This is a genomic window from Streptomyces sp. NPDC028419 (assembly GCF_055565515.1).
The window spans coordinates 246,592-269,053 of the sequence record NZ_JBVHUE010000002.1; the positions used below are offsets into that span (position 1 = coordinate 246,592).

A 22,462-nucleotide genomic window follows, 5' to 3' on the forward strand; every position below is an offset into this window, starting at 1 on the left:
GTCCCCTCCCGCACACCGTCGTGCGGGGACCGTGCCTCCTCCCCGATGCCCACCCCCCACGCAACCTCCCACACAGCACCACACCGGCCGTCCCCGGTCCGCCGGGGACGGCCCGCGAAAGGGAACACCGTGCACGCATCCAGACGTCGACTCATATCGGTGGTGGCCATGTCGGTCACCCTGCTCGCCGGCAGCGCCACCACCTCGATGGCCCTCGGCCGCCAGGCCGCCCCGGCCCCCGTGGCCCCGGCCACCCAGGTCCTGCCGGTCGCTCCGGTCGAGAACCTGATCGTCGGCTACAAGTCCTCGGCCACCGAGGCGAGTTCCAACACGGCCGCGGCCGACGACGCCGTCGCCAAGGGCCACAAGAGCGGCAAGAAGACGAAGTTCGAGCGGCGCCTCGGCACCGGCGCCGCGCTGGTCAACCTCGGCGGAGCCGTGGCCCCGTCCGAGGCCGCCGGCGTGATCGCCCAGTTCCGCGCCGACCCGGACGTCGCCTACGTCGAGCCGGACTCCCGCGCCTACGCCATGGCGACCCCGGACGACACCGAGTACGCCAAGCAGTGGGACCTCTTCGAGCCCACCGCCGGCATGAACGTCCCCGGCGCCTGGGCCAAGACCACCGGCGCCGGGGTCACCGTCGCCGTCATCGACACCGGTTACGTCGCCCACTCCGACGTGGCCGCGAACATCGTCCCCGGCTACGACTTCATCTCCAGCTCCAGCGCGGCCCGCGACGGCAACGGCCGCGACAACAACCCGGCCGACCAGGGCGACTGGACCGCCGCCGGCGAATGCGGCGTCGACTCCAAGGCCAGCGACTCCTCCTGGCACGGCACCCACGTGGCGGGCACCATCGCCGCGGCCACCAACAACGGCAAGGGCATCGCGGGCATCGCCTACGGCGCCAAGATCCAGCCGGTGCGGGTGCTCGGCAAGTGCGGCGGCGCCACCTCGGACATCGTCGACGCCATCACCTGGGCCTCCGGCGGTTCCGTCCCCGGCATCCCGGCCAACACCACCCCCGCCAAGGTCATCAACATGAGCCTCGGCGGCTCCGGCGCCTGCGGCACCAGCTACCAGAACGCCATCAACGCCGCCGTCGGGCGCGGCACGACCGTCGTCGTCGCCGCGGGCAACAGCAACGCGGACGCCAGCGGCTTCTCGCCCGCCAGCTGCAACAACGTGATCTCCGTGGCCGCCACCAACCGGACCGGCGACCGCTCCTTCTACTCCAACTTCGGCCCGGCCGTCGACGTCGCCGCCCCGGGCGGCGAGACCCGCCGCGCCACCGACACCCCCGGCACCGTCACCACCCCCGAGAACGGCATCCTCTCCACGCTGAACGCGGGCACCACCACCCCCGGCGCCGAGATCTACAAGCCCTACCAGGGCACCAGCATGGCCGCCCCGCACGTCGCCGGGCTCGCCGCGCTCCTCGTCTCGGCCAAGCCCTCCCTCACCCCGGCCCAGGTCGAGTCGGCCATCAAGACCAGCGCGCGCCCGCTGGCCGGCACCTGCACCGGGGGCTGCGGAACGGGTCTCGCCGACGCGGCCGCGGCCGTGACCGCCGTGACCTCCACGCCTCCGGCCCCGGCCTACGAGAACGCCACCGACGTCGCCATCCCGGACAACGGCGGCGCCGTCACCTCCGCCATCACGGTCTCCGGCCGCAGTGGCAACGCCCCGGCCACCCTCAAGGTGTCCGTCGACATCAAGCACACCTACCGCGGTGACCTCGTCATCGACCTCGTCGGCCCCGGCGGCGCCGTGGTCAAGCGCCTGCAGAACTCCTCCGGCGACAGCGCCGCCAACGTCCTCACCACCTACACCGTCGACGCCTCGGCCTTCCCCGCCAACGGCACCTGGCAGCTGAAGGTCCAGGACGTCGCCGCGGCCGACACCGGCTACATCGATTCCTGGAGCCTCGGCTTCTGAACCGGTGCGGGCGAGGTACGCACGATCGGCCGCGCGTCACCGATCCGGACTGACCACCCGGGCCTGACGGGCCGATAGTACGGACCAAGCCGGCCCCCGGACCTGCTGATACGGCTCGTATCGGCGGGTCCGGCGGGCATTCCTGTCACCTGACTGATTTCTGCGTCACAATCCGGGTCCGTCCGGCGGCGGACCTCGTATTGTCGCGCTCACAGAAGCAGCACAGGAACTGGGGACCGAGAGGCTGGTGGCTGTGCGTGGCGGCGACGGGGAACGCTGACACCACCGTCGGACACGGTGAACTCATCGAGGCGGTGGACCGTGCGCTGACCACGCACGGCCGTGCCGTCCTCACCGGACCGGCAGGCTCGGGCAAGACCGAAGTACTGCTCGCCGTCGCGGCGGCCGCTTTCGGCCGCCGCGAACGCGTGCTCCGGCTCGCGCCGGAAGCCGCCGACCAGTGGATACCCGAGGCCTCCGCGGCCGCCCTCCTCGCCTCCGTCCCGCGCACCGCCCTCGACCGCCTCGCCCCACCCCAGCGCACCGCCATCGCCCTGCTGCGCCGCGAGGCCGACGCCCCGCGGGCCGGCCGTGACCACGTCGCCCTGCGCCTCGGCGTCGTCGAGGTGCTGCGCACCCTCGCCGAACGCAGCCCCGTGCTCATCGTCCTCGACAACGCCCAGTGGCTCGACGCCGAGACCACCGACCTGCTGCGCTTCGCCCTGCGCCTGACGCCCCGCGGCGTCCGGGTCCTCGTCGCCGAATGCGTGCAGGGCGGCGCCCCGGTGGCCGAGACCCTGTGCGGTCCGGGCGCCCCGACGGTCCGGGTGCCACCGCTCGGCGCCGACGAGGTCGCCGAACTCCTCGTACGCCACGGCCTGCCCGCCCGCCTCGCCGGCCGCATCCACCAGGCCAGCGGCGGGAACCCGCGCCTCGCCCTCGCCTTCGGCCACTCCCTCGCCGAGGCCCGGGACGGCGCCGCGCACCACGCCGACACCCTGCCGCTGTCCGGACAGGCCCGCGAGGTGGCCCGGCGGCTGCTCGCCGAGGCACCGGCCCGCGCGCACCGCACCCTGCTCCTCGCCGCCCTCGCGGCCCGCCCCACCACCGCCCTGCTCCGTCGGGCCGGACGCCCCGACGCGGAGGCCGAGCTGGCCGAGGCCGAACGGGCCGGGCTGGTGACCGTACGCGACGACGGCAGCGTCGAATTCACCGCCGGCGCCCTGCCCACGGCCCTGGCCGCCGACGCGGGCTGGCCCGAACGGGCCGCCGGGCACGCCGCGTTGGCCGCCGCCGTCGACGACCCCGTGCAGGCCGTCCGCCACCGCGCCCTCGCCGTGGACACCGCCGACGAGGAGCTCGCCGCCGAGATCACCGAGGCGGCCGCGGCCAGCCGCCGCCGGGGCAGGCGCGCCCTGGCCGCCGAGCTCGGGCTGCTCGCCGCCGAACGCACCCCGCCGGGCCGCCCCGCCGCCGAACTGGCGCGCCTGGTCGGCGCCGCCGAGGACGCGGGCTGGGCCGGTCGCGCCGACCTCGCCCGCCGCGCCGCCCGCGCCGTCCTGGCCCGCGACGCCTCGCCCGCCGACCGGGTACGGGCTCGGCTCGCCGTCATCGACGCGGCCGGCCAGGCCCTCGCCGACCTCGACGAGACCTTCGCCTACGCCCGCGACGACGCCGCCGCGGACCCCTCGCTCCAGGCCGCCGTCCAACTGCGCGTCGCCTGGAAGCTCAACCTGAGCGACGGCGACCCCGTCCGCTCCTGCGCCGCGGCGGCGGAAGCCGGGGTGCTGGCCGCCATCGGCGGCGACCAGGTCGCCGAAGCCATGGCCCTGACCGTACGGGCCCGGATGGGCCGGATCCTGGGGGACCCGGACGCCGAGGACATCCTGGCCGAGGCCCTCACCCTGCCCGCCCCCGAGGTGCCGCTCGGCATGCGCAACGCCCCGCAGTACCTCGCGGTCCGCCACGCCCTCTTCGACGACCGGCTCGCCGACGCCCGCGAACAGCTCCTGGTCCTGCTGCCCGCCGTCCAGCGCACCGGCTCCGCCGAGGACGTCTTCGAGGTGCTGCGCAGCCTCACCGAGGTCGAACTGCGCCGCGGCCGCTGCGCGGCGGGCCGCGCCCACGCGCGCCGCGCCCTGGAACTGACCATCGAGGCGGGCCTCTCGCCGGGCCCGGCCTGGTACGTCGCCGCCACCGCGGAGGCCATGGGCGGCAGCTTCGCGCGGGCCACGGGCTACGCCCGACGCGGCATCCAGGCCTCCGAGGAGGAACAGGACCAGGTGTTCCTCTCGCGGAACCTCTTCGCCCTCGGCCAGGTCGAGCTGGCGACGGGGGAGACCGCCAAGGCCGTGACCACCCTGCGCCGGGTCGCCCGGCTGGAGGCCGCCCAGCAGGTCGTCGACCCCTCGATCCTGCGCTGGCACGGGGAGCTGGCCGAGGCGCTGGTGGCCGCCGACGCCCCCGAGGAGGCCGCCGAGCTGGTCGCCTCCGTCCGTACGGTCGCCCTCGACCTCGGCCGTACCGGCGTGGTCGCCGCCCTCGACCGGGCCGGCGCCCTGGCCCTGTCGGCGCGCGGCGAGACCGACGCGGCCGTCGCCCTGCTGGAGGCCACGGCGGAGCGCTTCGACGCCCTCGAACTGCCGCTGGAACGGGGCAGGACGCTGCTCGCCCTCGCCCGGGTGGAACGCCGGCGCCGGCGCCGCGCGCCCGCCCGCGCCGCCCTGCGCACGGCGGCCCAGATCTTCGCGCAGGCCGGGGCCAAGCCCTGGACGGACCTGGCCACCGAGGCCCCGCCGGGTCCGGGGGCCGGCCCCGAGGGCGGCGTCGGGCACCCCGGCGCGGCGGCGCTCACCGAGGCCGAGAACCGCCTCGCGCTGCTCGTCGGCCAGGGCGCCAGCAACCAGGAGGCCGCCGACCGGCTCTTCGTGAGCGTCAAGACGGTGGAGGCGCGGTTGACCCGGATCTACCAGAAGCTCGACGTGCGCTCCCGGGCGCAACTGGCCACCGCGCTGCGGGCGCGGTGAGGGCGGGCGGGGTGGTGCGCGCGGGGGCGGCCGTAATCGGTTGGCCCGAAACGGCCGGGGGCCCTAGGGTGCGCGCATGACGATCATGAGTGCCCAGCACATAGACGAAGCGGTGTCCCTCACCACGCGGGCCCTGCGCGGCGTCGCGGACCTCGACTGGACGGTCCCGGCCGGCGGGCTGGAGTGGAACTGTTACGACACCGTCGTCCACGTGGCGGGTGACTTCACGGCCTACGCCGGTCAGTTGACGGCCGGGGCGGCCCACGGATGGGTGCCCTTCGAGATCACCGCCGATCCGGGGACCACGCCCGCCGGGCTGATCCAGATCATCGAGGCGACCGGAGGTCTCCTCTCGGCCGCCGTGGCCACCAGCCCCGCGGAGGTCCGGGGCTGGCACCCGTCCGGTGCGGGCGGTCCGGACGCCTTCGCCGCGATGGGCGTCCTGGAAGCGTTCGTGCACACCCGTGACGTCCTGAACGGCCTCGGGGTCACGGACTGGGAGCCGCCCGCGCAGCTGTGCGCGGCGGTCCTGGACCGGCTCTTCCCGCACGCGCCGCGCACGAACGCCCCGTGGCCGACGCTGCTCTGGGCGACCGGCCGGACCGACCTGCCGGGTCTGCCCCGCCCGGGGGCCTGGCGCTGGCACGCCGACCCGATCCGTTCGGAGCGGCTGGTGCTCTGCGAGATCTCCCCGGTGACCGGCGCCGACCTGAACACCGGTGGCACGGGCGGCTTCGCGTGGGCCGAGGACGGGCCGTTCGAGGGCACCCGGTTCGCCGCGGGCATGGTGGCCAAGGCGCGCGAGGAGGGCACGTACCGGCCGGGTTGGGGCGCGTACGCGATCGTCCGCGCCGCCGACGGCCTCGCGGTGGGCGGCATCGGCTTCCACGCGGCGCCCGACGGCGACGGCAACGCCGAGATCGGCTACGACATCGTGCCCTCGGCCCGGGGCAACGGCTACGCCATCGAGGCGGTACGGGCCCTGGCCGGCTGGGCCCTCGCGCAGGACGGCCTGACCACGCTGCACGCCACCGTGGACGACGACAACCTCGCCTCGCACGCGGTCATCGCCCGGGCCGGGTTCGCGCGGAGCGGCGCGGGTGAAGGGGACGTCCACTACACCCGCACCGCCGGCTGAGCCGCGGGGCTCAGGAACGTACGAGGAGCACCCCGCCCGCGAGGACGACGCCCAGGACCACGGCCAGCGCGCCGTACACCGGACGGTGGGCGCGCAGCACCGGCACGAACCGGTCGAGGGCGAAGCGGCCCGGGCCGGTCAGCGCGAGGGACGCGGCGGCGGCGGTCAGCAGCAGCTCGTACTCGATGCCGGTGGGGGCGAAGAAGGAGCCGGTGCCCTTGACCGCGATCGCGTTGATCATGGTGCCGACCACGGCGGCCGCGGCCAGCGGGGTCAGCAGTCCGGCCGCTATGCCGAGCCCGCCGAGGGTCTCGGAGAGACCGGCGACGACCGCCATGGCCTCGCCGGAGGGGTAGCCGCTCGCGGTGAAGAACGCGCCGGTCCCGCTGATGCCGCCGCCGTCGAACCAGCCGAAGAGCTTCTGGGAGCCGTGGGCCGCCATGGTGAGGCCGAGGACGAGGCGCAGGAGCAGCAGTCCGCTGCCGGCGAAGGGGTGTGCGTGCGGGGCGGCGGAGGCCGTGGGGGACGACGTGGGGGTGAGGGTGGGCGTGGGGGTGGGGGTCATCGGGGGAGATCCTTCCCGGTGGGGACTGTCCGTAGAAGCGAGCGATGAGGTCCTTCGAATTTGAACGACCGGGTCAGACCCTAGCCGCTGATTCAAATTGGAACAACTTGGCGTAAGCTGGAGATATGGCTGAAACGAGATGGCTGGATGACGACGAGATGCGCGCCTGGCAGGGCTTCCTCGCCGCTTCCGCACTGGTGAACCGTCGACTCGACCAGCAGCTGAAGGACGACTCCGGCCTCTCGCACGCGCAGTACGAGATCCTCGTCCGCCTCGCCCGCGCCACGGACGGCGAGCTGCGGATGACCGAGCTGGCCCACGGGCTGATCAACTCCAAGAGCGGGCTGACCTACCAGGTCACGCAGATGGAGAAGGCCGGCCTCGTGCGGCGGCGCAGCTGCCCCTCCGACGTGCGCGGAATCTTCGCGGTGCTCACGGAGGCGGGCCGCGCCCGACTCGACGAGGCGGCCCCCGGCCACGTCGCGGCGGTCCGCCAATCCCTGATCGACGTCCTGACCCCGGAACAACTCGCCGCAGTAGCCGACGGCCTCGGCGAGGTGGCCCGCAGACTGCGCGAGGCGTGACCGAACAGGCCGCGGCCCGCCCGTCGCCCCGGACCGCGCCTGCGGAGTCGGTTCCCGACCCGACGAGCCCACTGCCACGAAGATCACTTGCGCTGGGCCCCTCGGTATGGGGCACGCGAAATCGGGTGTGCGGCGGCGCCCTGCACGCCACGGACTTCGGGGGATCGGCACGCGAAGCCGGAAGGGCCACGCGAGCGAAAGCGGCGCGGGCAGCATCCGGGCCGGGCTTCCAGGCCGCGGTCGTCAGGACCGAGCGACACGGCGGCCTCATGGCGATGGGGCATGCGGCCGGAGGGCAGCGCTGTCGGCGCGGACACGGCGCGTACCTGGCCGAGATGGTCCCACGAGGCGCCGTGTCCGTAGTGCGACCCTCAACCGATCTAGGCGATATGACAGAAATGCCGGACTCGACAAAGGTGCCCCAATCCAGCTGGCTGCCCCGATAGAGTCCCAGCCCAGAGAGCCTGCTCCCCGCACCCGCGGGGATGGTCCCGTGGCGGACTACCAGCGCTCGCGCCCGGAGTTCTGCTCCCCGCACCCGCGGGGATGGTCCCGACACCTCTTTCCTCGCGATAGTCGAGGGGAGCTGCTCCCCGCACCCGCGGGGATGGTCCCCGCACCAACCGAGTAGGAGCTGCCATGCAGATCTGCTCCCCGCACCCGCGGGGATGGTCACTGGGTCGTGGAGTGGCCGTACTGGGAGGGGTGATCTCTGATGGGCGGCGTTGATGACGTACCGGTGGAGGGCGCCGCTGCGCGTGGTCGTGGTGGTGGCGGGCAGGTCGGATTCGGGGTCGATGCCCTTGTAGTCGCGGCGCCGGGACACGTGTCCTTCGACGCTGGCTTGGGCGGTGCACTGGGCGTGGCGGTCGTAGGCGCAGTCGTAACGAATGCCGTTGGTATCGGTCCACGATGCGACGCGGGCGTGCTCGTCGTGGGCGAAGCGCAGGGGTAGGCCAGAGGGATTGATGACGCCGGCGAGGTTTCCGGCGTCGTAGCCGTCCGAGCCGCCGGCGGCAGCGCCGGACAAGTGCGGGGCAGTGATCCAGCCCTCACGGGGAGCCGCCGTGGTGGACGAGGGGCGTGGGTGTGACGGGCCCCTCTTATTCGAAGGTGATCCAGTTGCCATTGCGGTACGTCGATCTGGGCGAGCAGGGCTTGGCCCCGGTCCGGGCGCGTGGGGAAATGCGGGACGCGCCCAGGGTGGGGGTCGGTGGTCGTGTGGTCGCCGTCCGCGCCGCCGGCGCGAGTGGCCGGCGTTGGCCATGGCGCGGCATGACCGGGACGCCGCGTGCAGGATGCACACGAACACGCTGCCTTGGGCATCGATATCCCGACGCTGGCAAACGGTAGACGCCCAGGACGTACCGAACCGGCGACCGGCGCCCGATAGCCCGATGCCACGCGGCGGCGGAATGCATCGCGCCCGTCACCAACCCGCACACTTCACGGCGTTGAGATCGACGTCGACCCGAACGGTCCTCGTTGACGCCGGATACGTGGGTGCTTGCACGGGGTCACTACGGACACCTCGCGAAGCCGGTCGGGAGGGCGGGGGTGCGCACCCCGGTCAGTTGGGGTTTGGGGGCTGCGGCATGTAGGTGTGCAATTCGGCCAGGTCCAGGGCCATCACCGCGATGTCGGCGCTGCCGCCCGCGTAGACGCAGGAGACGATCCGGGAGCCGGGGTTGATCACCATCGACTCCCGCACGGTGGGGGTGCGCACCCCCGTGGCACGGGCTCCGTCCAGTGCCACCGGCTCCCCGCGCTGCGGTACCCAGCGCACCGCCCCCGGTCCGCCGCACACCCGGCCCATGCGCCAGCGCCCGTGCCCCGCCGGTAGTCGTGCCATGCCGGGGATGCCGAGCGGGGTGGCGTCGGGCCCCGCCGCCACGCGCTGGAGGTGCTTGCGCCGCAGGAGCCAGCCGGCGCCGCCCGCCACGATTGCGAAGAATACGAACTCGATCACCCGCCCCATTAAAACACAGGCGTGCGAATCCCCGATGAGGCCGTAATTGGCCTTATCGCTGCACGGCCCTCTGGCTAATGTCTCCCGCGTCCAGGTCGTGACCCCGCTCGTCCGGGGTCGACAAGGGGGATAAATGAAGATCGGAATTCGGCGCTCCATCGCACTCGCGGGAGCCCTGGCCGTCCTCCCGCTCATGACGATCTCCGCCAACGCGGAAACCTCCGCTCCGCTCTCCGTCGACGCGGTGGCCTCGATGACGCCGGAGCGGCAGGCGGAAGTGCTGGGGCCGCTGAGGCTGGCGGCCGATGCCGTGGCGCAGGTGGGGCGGGGGGCGCGGGCGGACGTGTACACCCAGGTCGAACTCGCACCCACTTATCGCTCGGTCAATGTGTATCTGACCGATGTCGCCCAGGGTCGCGATTTCCTTTCCGCGGTCCACAAAGCGAATCCGAAGGTGGACACCGGACTGATTCGCGTCGTCCAGGGAAAGAAATCCGGAAAACAGCTGAAGAAGGAGATCGCGGAGATCACGGACCGGACCGATCTCCCCTTCAAGGTGGCCCTCGCGGGCAGTACCCCCGACGGCGGATCCATCCAGCTCGCCGTGGACGACCCGACGGCGGCCCGAGGGTACTTCGCCTCGACGGCGGTCAAGGAGCGACGGGCCGCGAGCGCCGCCACCGCCGTCCAGGTCACCCAGGCGCCGCCCTCCCGGCCGCTGACCCGGGAGAACGACACCTCGCCCTTCTACGCGGGAGCGGCGCTCGGCCCCAACATCGGCGGCAAGTCCTACTGCACCAGCGGCATCCCGGCGGTCAGCACCTGGGACGGCCGGCAGTGGCTGGTCACCGCGGGCCACTGCTACAACGTCAACGACAACGTCTACGCGATGGGCGGCAACTACATCGGGCAGGTCAAGTACAAACTCCCCGCGGTCGACTCGGCGTTCATCGAGGCGCCCACCAACCGCTACACCTGGGACGGCCTGGACGCCACCGGCTACACCCGCTACCTCAACGGCGTGCGCAACGTCGCCGTCGGCGACTTCACCTGCCAACTCGGCTACAACACCAAGGTCTTCTGCAACATCAGGACGGTCTACGCGGGCAACGCCAGCTGGAACGTCAACGGCACGACCGTGAACGGCAGTTACGGCGTCCCCCACTACGGGGGCATCGTCGGCCGGGGCGGCGACAGCGGCGGACCCGTCATCTTCATCAACGACCAGAACTCCCGCCAGCTCAACGGCATCGTCAGCTACGGCTACGGCTGCAACGCCTCCCAGGAATGCAGCACCGGCCTGGCCTGGGTGGACGTGTGGTCGATCTTCAACGCCTTCGCCATCAAGCTGAACCCCTCCTGACCCCGACCGTGCGCTGACGGCCGCCCCGGCGGCGGTCAGCGCCGCGGGGCGGTCCACACGCCCGGGTCCTCGAAGCCGAGGGCCCACAGCCCGCTGCCGTGGACGCCGTGGCGCTCCAGCACGGCCAGGTGGGCGGCGGAGCCCTTCGCGTCCTGGTACCAGACGGCGTGTTCCTCGCCGTCGTCGTCGGTGTAGTCGAAGTGCGGAGTGCCGGAGGCTTCGTCGAAGACGTATTCCGCGCCCATCCGCACGCGCAGGGCCTCCGCCTCCAGGCTGGTCACGTGGCCCGCGCGGTCGGTCGAGCCCACCTTCCAGTCCCAGCCGTACGCGGGCAGCGCCACCTCCAGCTTCGCGGGCGGCACGACGCCGACGGCGTAGGTCAGGAACCGGTCGTACCACTCCAGGGAGGACAGCGGGCCCGGTTCCGCCAAGGCGTTGTGCAGGTTGTACCCCATGATCCGCAGGGTGTCGGCGACCTTGCCCAGGTGCGCGTAGTCGAAGGCGAGACCGTCCCCGTCGACCCGGGGCATGACGGTCACGACGCAGCTCTTCCCCTCGGCGTGCAGCCGGGTGCACAACTCCTCGACCAGCCGGTCGTACCCGGTGCGGACCCGCTCGACCAGCGCGGGGTCCGTGGTCTCGGCCATCCGCTCGTAGTCCAGGTCGAGGCCGTCGTAGGACCGGCTCCGCACGACCTCCATCAGGGCGTCCACGTGCGTCGCGCGCTCCTGCGGATCACCGAGCAACTCGGCCATCTCCGCCGGTCCCGGGGTCTCGGTCACGGTCGGGGCCACCTTGATCCCCTTGGCGTGCAGACCGTCGATGATCCGACGGTTCCCGGCGCCCGCCTCGCCCTCGACGGTGTCGGCGGCCGTCGCCGTGTACCAGAACGGACTGACGGTGTGCAGGTGGTCGGCGTGGGCGAGGGCCGAGGCGTAACCGGCCTCGGTGTCCCAGTAGGGCAGCCACGCGGAGCTCGTACGGACACCCGCGCGCGCCCCGTCGGCGGCCGCGGACGTGGGAGGGGGCGCCGTTCCGGCCCCGGATCCGGTGCGCGCGGCGGGCGCGCTCGCGGTCAGCAGGAGCACGGCGGCCAGCGCGGCGGCGCAGCGCAGGGACGCGGGAAGCGCCAGGGCCAGGGACGGGGGCCAGGTCGAGGAGCGTGCGGTCGTCATGGTTCGAACCTGGCGCGAACCGCGCGCTCCGGGAGTACGGGACGCGCCGAAAGCGGTCGACCCCGCACCGATCGGCCCACCCGGCGGCCCCGGACGCGGATCGATGCGGTGTGCCGGGGCCGGGAATGCGGGGCGCGGGCGGGCGGTTCGGATGAGCGCGAGACCTGACCATCCGCACCCAGGGGAGAAGACCATGAAGATCGGCATCATCGGCGCGGGCAACATCGGCGGCAACCTGACGCGGCGTCTCACCACCCTCGGCCACGAGGTGTCCGTGGCGAACTCGCGCGGCCCGCAGACCCTGGGCGCGCTCGCACAGGAGACCGGGGCCACCCCCGTCACCGTCGCCGAAGCGGCGCGCGGCGCGGAGGTCGTCGTCGTCACCATCCCCCTGAAGAACGTGCCGGACCTGCCCTCCGGCCTCTTCGACGGGGCGGCCGACGGGTTCGTCGTGATCGACACCGGCAACTACTACCCGCGCCAACGCGACGGCCGGATCGCGGCCATCGAGGACGACGGGCTGACCGAGAGCCGCTGGACCGAGGGGCACCTCGGCCACCCGGTGGTCAAGGCCTTCAACGGCACCTACGCCGACGACCTGCTGACCCGGCCCCTCCCGGCCGGCGCCCCGGACCGGATCGCCCTGCCGGTCGCCGGGGACGACGAGGCGGCGAAGGCGACCGTTCGGGCCCTCATCGACGAACTCGGCTTCGACTCCGTCGACGCCGGCGGCCTCGACGACTCCTGGCGCCAGCAGCCCGAAACCCCCGTGTACGGGCTGCGTGCGGGCGTCGGGGCCGTCACCGAGGCGCTGGCCCAGGCCTCCCCGGTCCGCAAGGACGACTTCCGGTACCAGGACTGACCGCGGCGGGCCGGGGCCTGGCGGGCTGTGTCCTGCCGGGCCGCGTCCCGCCGGGCCGCGTCCCGCCGGGCCGGGACCTACGGGGCCACGAGGTCCGCGACGGTGGCGGCCACCACGCCGAAGAGGTCCCCGATGATGGTCAGACCGGCGCTCTGGAGCGTCGCGGCGGGCACCACGGTCCCGTCGGGCGCGGCCAGCGTGCGGGTCGCCGTGGCCTCGGCGACCACGGCGGGCCGGTATCCGAGGTTGAAGGCGCCCTGGGCCGTGAAGGTGACGCACATGTGCGTCATGAAGCCGGCGAGCACCAGGTCCTGGCCGGAGTCCAGCCCGCGCAGGGTCTCTTCGAGCGTCGTGGCGTGGAAGGCGTTCGGGACGGTCTTGACCACGACGGGTTCGCCGTCCCGGGGCGCCACCTCGGGGCTGATCGAGCCGATCTCGGCGCGGATGTCGTACGGGCCGCCCTCGCCGCCGTCGTTGACGACGTGCACCACGGGCGAGCCCGCGGCGCGTGCGGCGGCGAGCAGGCGCGCGCCCGCCGCCAGAGCGGCCTCGGCGCCCTCCAGCTCCATCACCCCGGTGCGGTAGGTCTGCTGGAAGTCGATCATGATCAGGGTCGTCGTGGCGCCGAGCCGGGGGAGCGCGGGGTCGAGCCCGGACAGCGTGCGCAGGGTGGCGGACGGGGTGACGGCGGTGGCGGTGGTGACGGACATGGGAAGGTCCTCTCGTTCGTTCACGGGAACCCGTGCGGGGCACGGGAAAAGGGCACGGCGAAGCCGCGGACGCGGCGGTGCCGGGTCAACAGGGTTCATGGGTCAACAGGGTCGATGGATCGGCCGGGTTGGTGGATCAGCCGGGTTGGTGGATCCGCAGGGCCGAGTGGTCCGCGGGGTCGCGGCGGAGGTCGGCTCAGCCGGCCGAGCGGAAGCGGCGCCGGTAGGCGGCCGGGGTGGTGGCGATCTGCTTGCGGAAGGCGCGGTGCAGGGTCTCCACCGAGCCCAACCCGGCGGCCGCGGCGATCCGTTCGAGCGGCTCGTCGGTCGTCTCCAACAACCGCCGTGCGGCTTCCACCCGGGCCGCCTCGACGTATCCGGCGGCGCCGACGCCCGTCTCCCGGCGGAAGGTCCGGGCGAAGTGCCGCTCGCTCACGCACATGCGCTGTGCGAGCGCCGCCGCGGAGAGATCGCCGTCGAGGTGATCGGCGATGTACGCGCACAGCTCGTCGATGTCCCGGCGCGCGGCCGCGGGCCGGCTGAGCGGGACGCTGAACTGGCTCTGGCCGCCCTGCCGTTTGAGGTACATGACCAGGTGGCGCGCCACGGCCAGGGCCATCTCCTCGCCCAGGTCCTCCGTGACCAGGGCGAGCGCCAGGTCCATGCAGGCGCTGATCCCGGCGCCGGTCCACACCCGCCCGGAGCGGACGAAGATCGGGTCCGGGTCGACCTGGACGAGGGGGTGGTCGGCCGCCAGCCGCGCGGCCGTGGACCAGTGGGTGGTCGCCCGCCGCCCGTCCAGCAGCCCCGCGGCGGCCAGCAGGTGCGCCCCCACGCACACCGAGGCGACCCGGTGGGCGTGCGGGGCGGTGGCCCTGATCCACTCGACCACCGCGTCGTCGATGCGGGGTACGGGCCCCTCCGGGCCCAGCTCCACCGCCCCGGGCACCAGCAGCGTGTCCACCGCCGCCCCGACCTCGGCGAACGTCAGGTCGACGGCGAGGCGGACCCCGGCCGAGGTGGTCACCTGGCCGGCTTCGGGACCCGCCAGCCGCACCTCGTAGGCACGGGTGGACGACTCGCGGTTGGCCAGCGCGAAGACCTCGGCGGGGCCGGTGACGTCGAGCAGGTCGACGTCCGGGAAGACCGCGATGACGACACGGTGGGGAGTGGGCATGCGTCCATCCTCACCGCCCGCTCCGGTGGCCGCAATGACGGTTCTCTGTCACATCCGGACATGCGCGCGTCCGGACAAGCACGCGTCCGGACAAGCACGCGTCCGGACATGCGCGCCTCCCGCGGCGCGCATGTCCGGACGCGCTCACGCCGTGACGGGCGCGAGGTGTGCGACGACCTCCGGGAAGCTGTCGACCACCCAGGTCGGCTCGGCCGTGGCCAGCTCGGCCGCGGAGTGCACCCCGTAGGTCACGGCCACCGAACGCATCCCGGCGGCCCGCGCCATCAACAGGTCGTGGGTGGTGTCGCCGACCATGACGGCGTGCTCCGCCGTGAGGCCCAGCCGGTCGAGGACGACCTGCCCGGACTCGGGGTCCGGCTTGGGCCGGGTGACCTCGTCCGCGCCGATCACGACGGCGAAGTGGTCCCGCAGCCCGGCCGCCGTGAGCAGGGCGTCCGCCGGGCCGTGGAACTTGCTCGTCGCGACGGCGAGCGCCACCCCGTCCTCGCGCAGCCGCGCCAGCCCCTCCGCGACCCCGGGGAAGACCAGGTCAGGGGCCTGCGGGAGCACTATGGTGTCGAAGAACTTCCGGTAGAGCAGGACCGCCTCGGCCACCTGGGCGTGCTCCGGCTCCCGCTCCAGCAGGAGTGCGAAGGCCCGCTCCAGGGGGAGCCCGATGGTGGCCCGTACGGCGAGGTCCGCGGGCCGGGTGACGCCGAGCGCGTCGAAGGCGGCCCCGAAGGTCGCCACGATGGCGCGCGGCGAGTCGACGAGCGTTCCGTCCAGATCGAAAACAGCGAGTCTGATCATGACGTCGAACCTACCGGTGCGCCGCCGCGGAGCGCGCCGTGCGCGGCGGCCAGCCGGCCCGCCGCCTCGGCGCAGGTCACGAGCACGGCCATGTTGGCCCGCGCCGCCCGACCGTCGGTCGCGGCGTCCACGGCGCGCATCAGGTAGCTGGTGAGCCCCTGCCCCGAGACCCCGTCCCGCTCGGCCGCGGTCACCGCCCGCGCGATGGCCGCCTCCACCTCCGCCGAGTCGACGGCGTCCGCCTCGCTGACCGGGGTGGTGATCAGGAAGGCCGTGGGGGCGCCCAGCGCCCGGTGCGTCTCGACGGCGCGCGCCAGGACATCCGGGTCGTCGATCCGGTGCGGGGCGCGGTGGCCGCTCGTACGGCAGTAGAAGGCGGGGAAGTCGTCCGAGCCGTACGCCACCACCGGCACGCAGTGCGTCTCCAGGTACTCCAGGGTCAGGCCCAGGTCCAGGATCATCTTCGCGCCCGCGGAGACGACTGCGACCCGGGACCGGGTGAACTGGATCAGGTCCGAGGAGACGTCGAAGGTCTGCTGGGCGCCGCGGTGCACCCCGCCGATCCCGGCCGAGGAGAACCAGCGGATCCCCGCCAGCTCGGCCGCCACCAGCGAAGAGGCCACGGTGGTGGCCCCCGGCCCGCCCCGGGCGAGGACCACCGGGAGGTCCCTGCTGGAGACCTTCGGGATGCCCTCGCGGGAGGCGAACCGCTCGATGTCGGCGTCGGTCATGCCGATGCGCAGCGCGCCGTCCTCGACGCAGATCGTCGCGGGCACCGACCCGCCCGCCCGGACCGCGTCCTCGACCTTGCGGGCCGTGGCCGCGTTGTCCGGGTAGGACAGGCCGTGCGTGATGACGTTGCTCTCCAGGGCCACGACGGCCCGGCCCTCGTGGAGGGCCTCGCGGACCTCCTCCGTGTACACGAGGGGGACCCCCGCGCCGGTGCTCACGCGCCGTCCCAGTAGCCCGGCGCCTTCAGCAGCAGCTCGCGGTGGGCGGCGATGTCGGTGACGACCCGCTCGTCCCAGTCCTCGGGCGCCACCGGTTCGAGGGAGATCGAGACGACCTCCTCGTCGACGGCGAAGGTCGCGGTCACGGCTGCCGTGACCGCCGCGTCGAAGGCGGCGAGCCGCTCGGGCGTGAGGTCCTTGGGGAAGTGACGGACGTGGACGTGGGGCACGGAGCCCCTCCTTTCGGTCGGCCCTCGCACGGGGGCGGGGCGGGGCTGGACGGGCACGGCGGCGGGCGGACCCCGTCGCGTCGCGCAGATCTCGGGCGGCGGACGGGTCTCAGGCGTCGGACGGATCTCAGGCGTCGGGCGGGGTCCGGGTCAGGACGGCCGCGGCGAGGGCGTCGATGCCCTCGGGGCGCAGCACCTGGTAGTGGTCGGCGGGCAGGTCGATGACGACCGGCGGGGCGGCGGAGTACCCCGACCGGCCCTCGATGAAGGAGTAGTCGTCGCCGGCGGCCCGGACGATGGTCACCGGTGCGCTCAGGCACCGCTCGGCCATCTCGTGGAAGGTGTAGTCGAACTCGTAGGTCTCCTCGACGATCCGGGTGATCCGCCGGACCGTCCCCGGATCCAGCTCCGGGAAGCGGCCGACCACGAACTCCACGAAAGTGGCCTCGTCCCGGGCAGCCGCCAGGCACGCGTCGAGGTCCGGCCGGTGGCCGATGGCGCCCGCGAACACCGAGTAGAGGATGGTCACGTAGCCGGGGTTGGCGTAGGAGGACTCGCGGGGGTACGGCCGCCCGCGCGCGTCCCGCAGCTTCGGGTTGCCCGGGCAGATCAGCAGCAGGTCGGCGACCCGCTGCCCGGACCGTTCGAGCTGCCAGGCGCTCTCGAAGGCCACCCGGGCCCCGAAGGAGTAGCCCCACAGCGTGTAGGGGCCGTCGGGCTGGAGCCGCCGGATCTCCGCCACGTCCGCGGCGGCCATCTCCCCGATGGTCCGGTACGGCGCCTCGCCCGCGTTGATGCCCGCCGCCTGGACCCCGTAGAACGGGCCCCGCGTACGGGCCTCGCGGGCCAGGAGCCGCAGGTTCATCGGATAGCCGCCGAGCCCGGGCCAGCAGAACACCGGCGAGCCCGGCCCCTGTGCGTACCGGCCGTCCGAGGGGCCGCTGTCGTGCAACAGCACCAGCCGGGAGGCCGGTTCGGGATCGGCGTCGGCGATCCGGTCGGCGAGGTCCGCCAGTCGGGGGTGGCCGAAGAGGGTCTGCATGGGCAGCGAGATCCCGAACTCCCGGTTGACCCACCGGGTGAGGGTCATCGCGATCAGCGAGTTGCCGCCGGACGCGAAGAAGCTGTCCGTCATCGACACGCCGTCCGCGTCCCGGTACTTCAGCGCCTTGCCCCAGGCCCCGGCGAGCAGCCGCTCGGTCCGGGTCCGGGGCGGTACCGGAGTGCCGGAACCGCGCGCGGGGGCGGTGAGTTCCTCCCGGGCGGACAGGGCCGCGTAGTCGATCTTCCCGTTGGCGGTGAGCGGCAGCGCGTCCAGCACCAGGACCCGGTTGGGGATCATGTAGTCCGGCAGCAGCCGGGCCAGGTCGTCCCGGATCATCTCCGTCGGGCCCCGCATGTGGACGGAGTCCTCGCGCATCCCGGTGGAGGAGACCTGCTCCTCGCTGACCTTCCCGCCGAGGAAGAAGTACGACGGACCCGAGGGGATGCCCGCGTCGGCCAGGACCGCGTCGATCCGCTGGGCGGAGGGCAGCGGCTGGCCCGAACGGGAGGAGTAGCCGGAGGACATCAGCCCCAGCCGCAGGCCGTTGCGCTGGAGCCGGTGCAGGGTGCGGCCCAGACCCACGTAGGCGAGCCGCTCGTCCCCGATCCGGCTGACGGCGCTGACACCGAAGCTCGCGGCCTCGTACACGCCCTGGTTGATGGCGATGACGTGCCGCTTCTCGACGATCTCGGACGCCACGGGGGTGAACTCCGCCCCGTCGACCCGGTAGAGGCCGCCCGGCAGGTCGAGCACCCGGCCCGGGTGCGCCTGGACGAAGAGGTCCACCGGGTCCGGACGCGCCGGGCGGTCGTCGGGGACCAGCTCGAAGCTCCCGACGAAGTGGTCCTCGTCGGCCACGTCGAGGGCGGACTTCACCGCCGTTCCGCCGTGCGGAGCGGGCGCCACCGTCAGCCCGTAGTCGGGGAGCACCTCCTCGAACACGCCCAGCATGTGCCCGGCCTCGAACTCCAGCACCTCCTCGATGTTGGTGCTGTACACCGGCTCGATCGCGGCCCGGCGCCCCAGGAAGTGCACCCTGAGGGTGCCGCGACCGGCCGCCGCGGCGCCCGCCGGACCGTCGCCGATCCGGACGAGGGTGTGGTCGACGGGGTGGAAGTAGTGGATCCCCGGCGCGAGTCCCGCGACGCCGCCACCGGTCTCCAGGTACATCTGCACGGCGTAGAGGGCGCCGGGGGAGGCGTAGGCGTACTTCGGCAGCAACCGCTCGCCGCTGCCGAAGGGGCCGAACCAGCGCAGTAGGGTGCCCAGTTGCTCCGCCGTGAGGTCCGCGGCCGAGCGCGCGGGACCGTGTTCCTGCCCGCGGTCGGTCCCGGCGGGGGAGCCGAGCAGCTCGCGCAGGTCGGCGCGGGTGACCTTCCCGCCCTCGTAGAAGCGGTAGGTCTTGCGGGCGAAGGCCGCCCGCCGCTGGTCGCCCGTGGCCTCCCGGCCGGGCAGTAGGGCCACCGGGCGCCCGTGGAGGGCCGCAGCGGGACGCAGGCCCGGGTTGGAGAGCTGGGCCTTGACCTGGAGCTTGCTCGCCTTGGACTGGTGGTGCGCGCCGTGCGCGCCCTGGTCCATCAAGGAGGCCTCGCGGGGGTTGAGTTCGACGAGCGCGATGAGCTGCTGGAAGCCGGTGCGCGGGTCGTCGGTGACCACCGCGGCGGCCCGCCGGACCCAATCGTGCTCCTCGATCGCGGAGGTGATCTCCTCCAACTCGACGCGGTAGCCGCGCAGTTTGACCTGGGTGTCGACGCGCCCGTGGAAGCGGATCGTGCCGTCCTCGTTCCACGAGGCGAGGTCACCGGTGCGGTAGAGCCGCATCTGCGGCAGGAAGGGGGCGGTGAGGAAGCGCTCCCGGGTCTGCTCGGGCAGGTTCAGGTAGCCCCGGGCCAGCTGCACCCCGCCGATGTACAGCTCGCCCTTGATGTCGGCGCCGACCACCGGGCGCAGCTCCCCGTCGAGGACGAAGCACCGGGTGCGCTCCACCGGTACGCCGATGGGGACGATCGCCGAGGCGTCCTGTCCGGCGAGGGCCGCGGGATCGACCGTGTGCGCGGTGGCGTTGATGGTGCACTCGGTGGGCCCGTACAGATTGACCAGTCGGGTGTCCGGCAGCTGCGCGGCGAAGGCGCGGGCCAGCTTCACCGTCAGTGCCTCGCCGCCCGAGAACACCCGCCGCAAGGAGGTGCAGGAGGTCAGGCGTTCGGTGTCCAGGAGAGCCTGGAGCAAGGTGGGCACGCACTGGAGGGTGGTCACCCCTCGCGCCGTGATCGTGTCGACCAGGTCCTCCGGGTCCCGGTAGCAGCCGGGCGCCCCCATGACGACCTGGCCGCCCGCCGCCGGCGCGAGGATCTCCCACTGCGCGGCGTCGAAGCTCATGGGCGTCTTCTGGAGCACGGTGGTGCCGGGGCCGAGGTGGCCCTGGTCCAGGAGCCAGCCCAACTGGGAGACGATGCTGTGCTGTTCGATCAGCACGCCCTTGGGGCGACCGGTCGAGCCGGAGGTGTAGATAACGTACGCGAGGTCGCTCGGGCGTGCGGCCGGCCGCTTCCCGGGGCGCCGGCCCGTGCGCTCCGGTTCGCCCGAGGTCCGGGGCGGTTCGCCGCCCAGGGCCAGGACGGTGGTCCCGATCGGCGCCAACTCCCGCACCCTCGCGACGAGGTGGCGCTGCGTCACGACGATCTCCATGGCGGAGTCCTCGATCATGTAGCGCAGCCGGTCCTCGGGGTAGTCCGGCGACAGCGGCAGGTACGCCGCGCCGGAGTCGAGGATGCCCCACGCCGCGGTCATCAGGTCGAGGGAGGGCTCCGCGTACAGGCCCACCGGGGCGTCCGCGCGGGCCCCCGCCCGGCGCAGCCGGCGCCCCAACAGGGCTGCTGCCGCGCCCAGTTCGGCGTAGGTCAGCTGGTGATCCGCGCAGCGGACGGCCACCGCGTCGGGCTGGGCCCGGACCTGCTCGGCGAGCAGGTCCGAGAGGACGGTCGAGGGGGCGGCCCACGTGCTGATCGGATCCGCTCTCCCGCTGATCTGCTGTGCGGTCATCTGGCCACTCCGGACGGGTGGGACGCGGCGGGCGCCGGAGGTCCGCTGGACACGGGGGGAGCTTCGACGGGCGACGGCAGGGGTTCCTTGCGCTGCCCGCCGCGCGGCTGGGCGACCACGACCGCCGCGACGACCGCGACCGCACCGGCCAGTTGGAGCGGCCGCAGGGTCTGGCCCAGTGCCAGGTAGCCGAGCGCGGTGGCGGCGAGGGGGGAGATGAAGCCGAGGAAGGAGACGGCGAGCGCGGGCAGCCGCTCCACCCCGCGGAACCAGACGGCGTAGGCCAGTAGCGCACCGACGAAGCCGAGGTAGCCGAAGCCGGCGAGGTTCCTCCCGGTGATCGTGTCCGGCAGGCCCTCGCCGAGCAGGGCGAGGGGGGCGAGGACCAGCCCGCCGACGGTCAGTTGCCAGCCGGTGAAGGTGAGCAGGCCGACCCCCTCGGGGCGGCCCCAGCGCTTGGTGAGCACGATGCCGCAGGCCATGCAGACCGCGGCCGACAGGCCGGCCGTCACGCCGGTGGCGTTGAGCCCGGCGTTCGGTTGGAGCACGAGGAGCCCGACTCCGGTGGCGCCCAGGGCGCAGGCCACCAGGTGCACGGCCTTGATCCGGTCGCCCAACAGGAGGGCCGAGAGGATCAGTACGAACATCGGCTGCACCGAACCCACCAGCGCGGCGACCCCGCCGGGCAGGTGGTAGGCGGCCAGGAAGAGCAGGGTGAAGAACGCGCCGATGTTCAGCACGCCGAGGACCAGCGCGCGGGCCCACCAGATCCCGCGCGGCAGCGTGCGCCCGATCATCAGCAGGATCAGCCCGGCGGGCAGCGCCCGGACCGTGGCCGCGAGCAACGGGCGGTCCGCGGGCAGGAATTCGGTCGTCACCAGGTACGTGGACCCCCACACGGCGGGGGCGAGGGCGGTGACGGCGGAGTCCGCCGCGACCCGGTGGCCGCTCACCGCGCGGCCACGGCCGAGTCGGTGGTGCCGAAGAAGCGGTCCCCGAAGTCCCCGATGCCGGGAATCATGAAGGCGTTCGGGTTCAGGCACTCCTCGATGGACGAGGTGATGATGGTGACGGCCGGGTGTTCGCGGTGGACGGCGGCGATCCCCTCGGGCGCGGCGAGGAAGTCGACGAGGACGATGTTCTCCTCGCGCACCCCGGCGTCCGTCAGCACCCCGATCGCGGCGTTCGCACTGCCGCCGGTGGCCAGCATCGGCTCCAGCAGCAGGACGTGCCGCTCGGCTATGTCGTCGGGCAGGTTCCAGTACTGCAGGTGCGGTTGCTTGGTGGTCTTGTCCCGCTGGATGAGGATCTTGCCGATCCGGATGCCGGGGATGAACTCGCGCAGCGCCTCGGCCATCGCGTCCCCCGCCCGGATCACCGGGACGGCGCACAGCTTCCCGGTGAACTTGAGCCCGTGGTAGGTCTCGCCGACCGGCGTGATGACCTCGTGCTTGTCGAAGGGCAGCAGGTCCAGGGCCGATTCGAGCAGTAATCGGATCACGCGGCGGGAGTACAGGACGAAGTCGGCGCGGGTGGCGCCACGGTCCCGGATGACCGTGTGCAGGGCGCGCAGCTGGTTGGTCTGGGGGAGTTCGTGGACTTTCGGGGTCGTCGACATGGGTCCTGCTCTTCGTCGGTGGGGACGCGGACGGAAACAGAGCAAACACTCTGTGACTTGGTGTCCGCAAGGGTCCGGCTTCCGCACGCCTGACCGAATTCCGCCGTGCGTGCCCCGACCATCGACGTCCCGCGGCGCCCCCGACCACACCCCCCACCGACCCGACCAGCGCCTCCTACCGCTCCCCCTCCCGGCCCGCCCTCGCCCCGGCGCTCCCTTCCTTGGCCGGAACCGGTCGCACCGGGAACGGCTCGGGCCGC

The 22,462-nt window shown here is 73.4% G+C and carries 17 protein-coding genes; 6 read left to right on the top strand and 11 right to left on the bottom strand.

Annotated elements, in window-relative coordinates; all coding sequences use genetic code 11:
• The first annotated feature begins 168 nt into the window (after positions 1 to 168).
• The 3 genes from ACZ4UB_RS03475 to ACZ4UB_RS03485 all read left to right on the top strand — a co-directional run bounded on the left by ACZ4UB_RS03475 (position 169) and on the right by ACZ4UB_RS03485 (position 6,102).
• Positions 169 to 1,938 carry a S8 family serine peptidase gene (locus tag ACZ4UB_RS03475; protein WP_468068178.1) on the top strand — a complete coding sequence of 590 codons (1,770 nt, stop codon included), beginning with the start codon at positions 169 to 171 and terminating at the stop codon, positions 1,936 to 1,938.
• Positions 1,939 to 2,195: 257 nt separating this feature from the next.
• Positions 2,196 to 4,964 carry a helix-turn-helix transcriptional regulator gene (locus ACZ4UB_RS03480; protein ID WP_468067971.1) on the top strand — a complete coding sequence of 923 codons (2,769 nt, stop codon included), beginning with the start codon at positions 2,196 to 2,198 and terminating at the stop codon, positions 4,962 to 4,964.
• Between the two features lie 76 nt (positions 4,965 to 5,040).
• Positions 5,041 to 6,102 (top strand): GNAT family N-acetyltransferase, encoded by a 1,062-nt coding sequence (locus ACZ4UB_RS03485; protein WP_468067972.1) that lies wholly within the window; start codon positions 5,041 to 5,043, stop codon positions 6,100 to 6,102.
• A gap of 10 nt (positions 6,103 to 6,112) precedes the next feature.
• Here the strand turns inward: ACZ4UB_RS03485 and ACZ4UB_RS03490 are convergent, their stop codons facing one another.
• Positions 6,113 to 6,667: a DoxX family protein gene (locus ACZ4UB_RS03490; RefSeq protein WP_468067974.1), complete on the bottom strand. Its 555-nt coding sequence runs from the start codon at positions 6,665 to 6,667 to the stop codon at positions 6,113 to 6,115.
• A gap of 125 nt (positions 6,668 to 6,792) precedes the next feature.
• Here ACZ4UB_RS03490 and ACZ4UB_RS03495 point away from each other — a divergent pair, with 125 nt between their 5' ends.
• On the top strand, positions 6,793 to 7,251 hold the full coding sequence (locus ACZ4UB_RS03495) for a MarR family winged helix-turn-helix transcriptional regulator (protein WP_468067975.1): 459 nt from the start codon (positions 6,793 to 6,795) through the stop codon (positions 7,249 to 7,251).
• 1,570 nt (positions 7,252 to 8,821) lie between these two features.
• On the opposite strand, the gene ACZ4UB_RS03500 is transcribed toward ACZ4UB_RS03495, so the two are convergent.
• Positions 8,822 to 9,220, bottom strand: a complete 399-nt coding sequence (locus tag ACZ4UB_RS03500; RefSeq protein WP_468067976.1) for a hypothetical protein — start codon at positions 9,218 to 9,220, stop codon at positions 8,822 to 8,824.
• 133 nt (positions 9,221 to 9,353) lie between these two features.
• On the opposite strand from ACZ4UB_RS03500, the gene ACZ4UB_RS03505 reads away from it, so the two are divergent.
• Entirely contained in the window at positions 9,354 to 10,583 is a 1,230-nt protein-coding gene (locus tag ACZ4UB_RS03505) for a chymotrypsin family serine protease (protein ID WP_468067977.1), read from the top strand.
• A gap of 35 nt (positions 10,584 to 10,618) precedes the next feature.
• Here ACZ4UB_RS03505 and ACZ4UB_RS03510 read toward each other — a convergent pair whose 3' ends face one another.
• Positions 10,619 to 11,758: a glycosyl hydrolase family 18 protein gene (locus ACZ4UB_RS03510; protein ID WP_468067978.1), complete on the bottom strand. Its 1,140-nt coding sequence runs from the start codon at positions 11,756 to 11,758 to the stop codon at positions 10,619 to 10,621.
• A gap of 193 nt (positions 11,759 to 11,951) precedes the next feature.
• Here ACZ4UB_RS03510 and ACZ4UB_RS03515 point away from each other — a divergent pair, with 193 nt between their 5' ends.
• The gene (locus ACZ4UB_RS03515; protein ID WP_468067979.1) at positions 11,952 to 12,620 is read left to right on the top strand and encodes an NADPH-dependent F420 reductase; all 669 of its coding nucleotides are present in this window, start codon (positions 11,952 to 11,954) and stop codon (positions 12,618 to 12,620) included.
• A 77-nt stretch (positions 12,621 to 12,697) separates the two neighbouring features.
• Here the strand turns inward: ACZ4UB_RS03515 and ACZ4UB_RS03520 are convergent, their stop codons facing one another.
• From ACZ4UB_RS03520 to upp, 8 genes are all read right to left on the bottom strand, one after another.
• Positions 12,698 to 13,330 carry an isochorismatase family protein gene (locus ACZ4UB_RS03520; protein WP_468067980.1) on the bottom strand — a complete coding sequence of 211 codons (633 nt, stop codon included), beginning with the start codon at positions 13,328 to 13,330 and terminating at the stop codon, positions 12,698 to 12,700.
• A gap of 196 nt (positions 13,331 to 13,526) precedes the next feature.
• Entirely contained in the window at positions 13,527 to 14,507 is a 981-nt protein-coding gene (locus ACZ4UB_RS03525) for a GlxA family transcriptional regulator (RefSeq protein WP_467964879.1), read from the bottom strand.
• 144 nt (positions 14,508 to 14,651) lie between these two features.
• A complete protein-coding gene (locus ACZ4UB_RS03530; protein WP_468067981.1) occupies positions 14,652 to 15,317 on the bottom strand; it encodes an HAD family hydrolase in 666 nt (221 codons plus the stop codon).
• Positions 15,314 to 16,267, bottom strand: a complete 954-nt coding sequence (locus ACZ4UB_RS03535) for a pseudouridine-5'-phosphate glycosidase (protein WP_468067982.1) — start codon at positions 16,265 to 16,267, stop codon at positions 15,314 to 15,316. Before ACZ4UB_RS03535 ends, ACZ4UB_RS03530 begins: the two co-directional genes overlap by 4 nt.
• On the bottom strand, positions 16,264 to 16,497 hold the full coding sequence (locus ACZ4UB_RS03540) for a tautomerase family protein (RefSeq protein ID WP_399257239.1): 234 nt from the start codon (positions 16,495 to 16,497) through the stop codon (positions 16,264 to 16,266). Before ACZ4UB_RS03540 ends, ACZ4UB_RS03535 begins: the two co-directional genes overlap by 4 nt.
• Before the next feature lie 127 nt (positions 16,498 to 16,624).
• Entirely contained in the window at positions 16,625 to 20,584 is a 3,960-nt protein-coding gene (locus tag ACZ4UB_RS03545; protein WP_468067983.1) for a non-ribosomal peptide synthetase family protein, read from the bottom strand.
• Positions 20,581 to 21,537, bottom strand: coding sequence for an EamA family transporter (locus ACZ4UB_RS03550; RefSeq protein WP_468067984.1), 957 nt, complete (start codon positions 21,535 to 21,537; stop codon positions 20,581 to 20,583). Before ACZ4UB_RS03550 ends, ACZ4UB_RS03545 begins: the two co-directional genes overlap by 4 nt.
• Positions 21,534 to 22,202, bottom strand: a complete 669-nt coding sequence (gene upp / locus ACZ4UB_RS03555) for a uracil phosphoribosyltransferase (protein WP_467964889.1) — start codon at positions 22,200 to 22,202, stop codon at positions 21,534 to 21,536. The genes ACZ4UB_RS03550 and upp overlap by 4 nt, the downstream gene beginning before the upstream one ends.
• Positions 22,203 to 22,462: the final 260 nt, after the last annotated feature.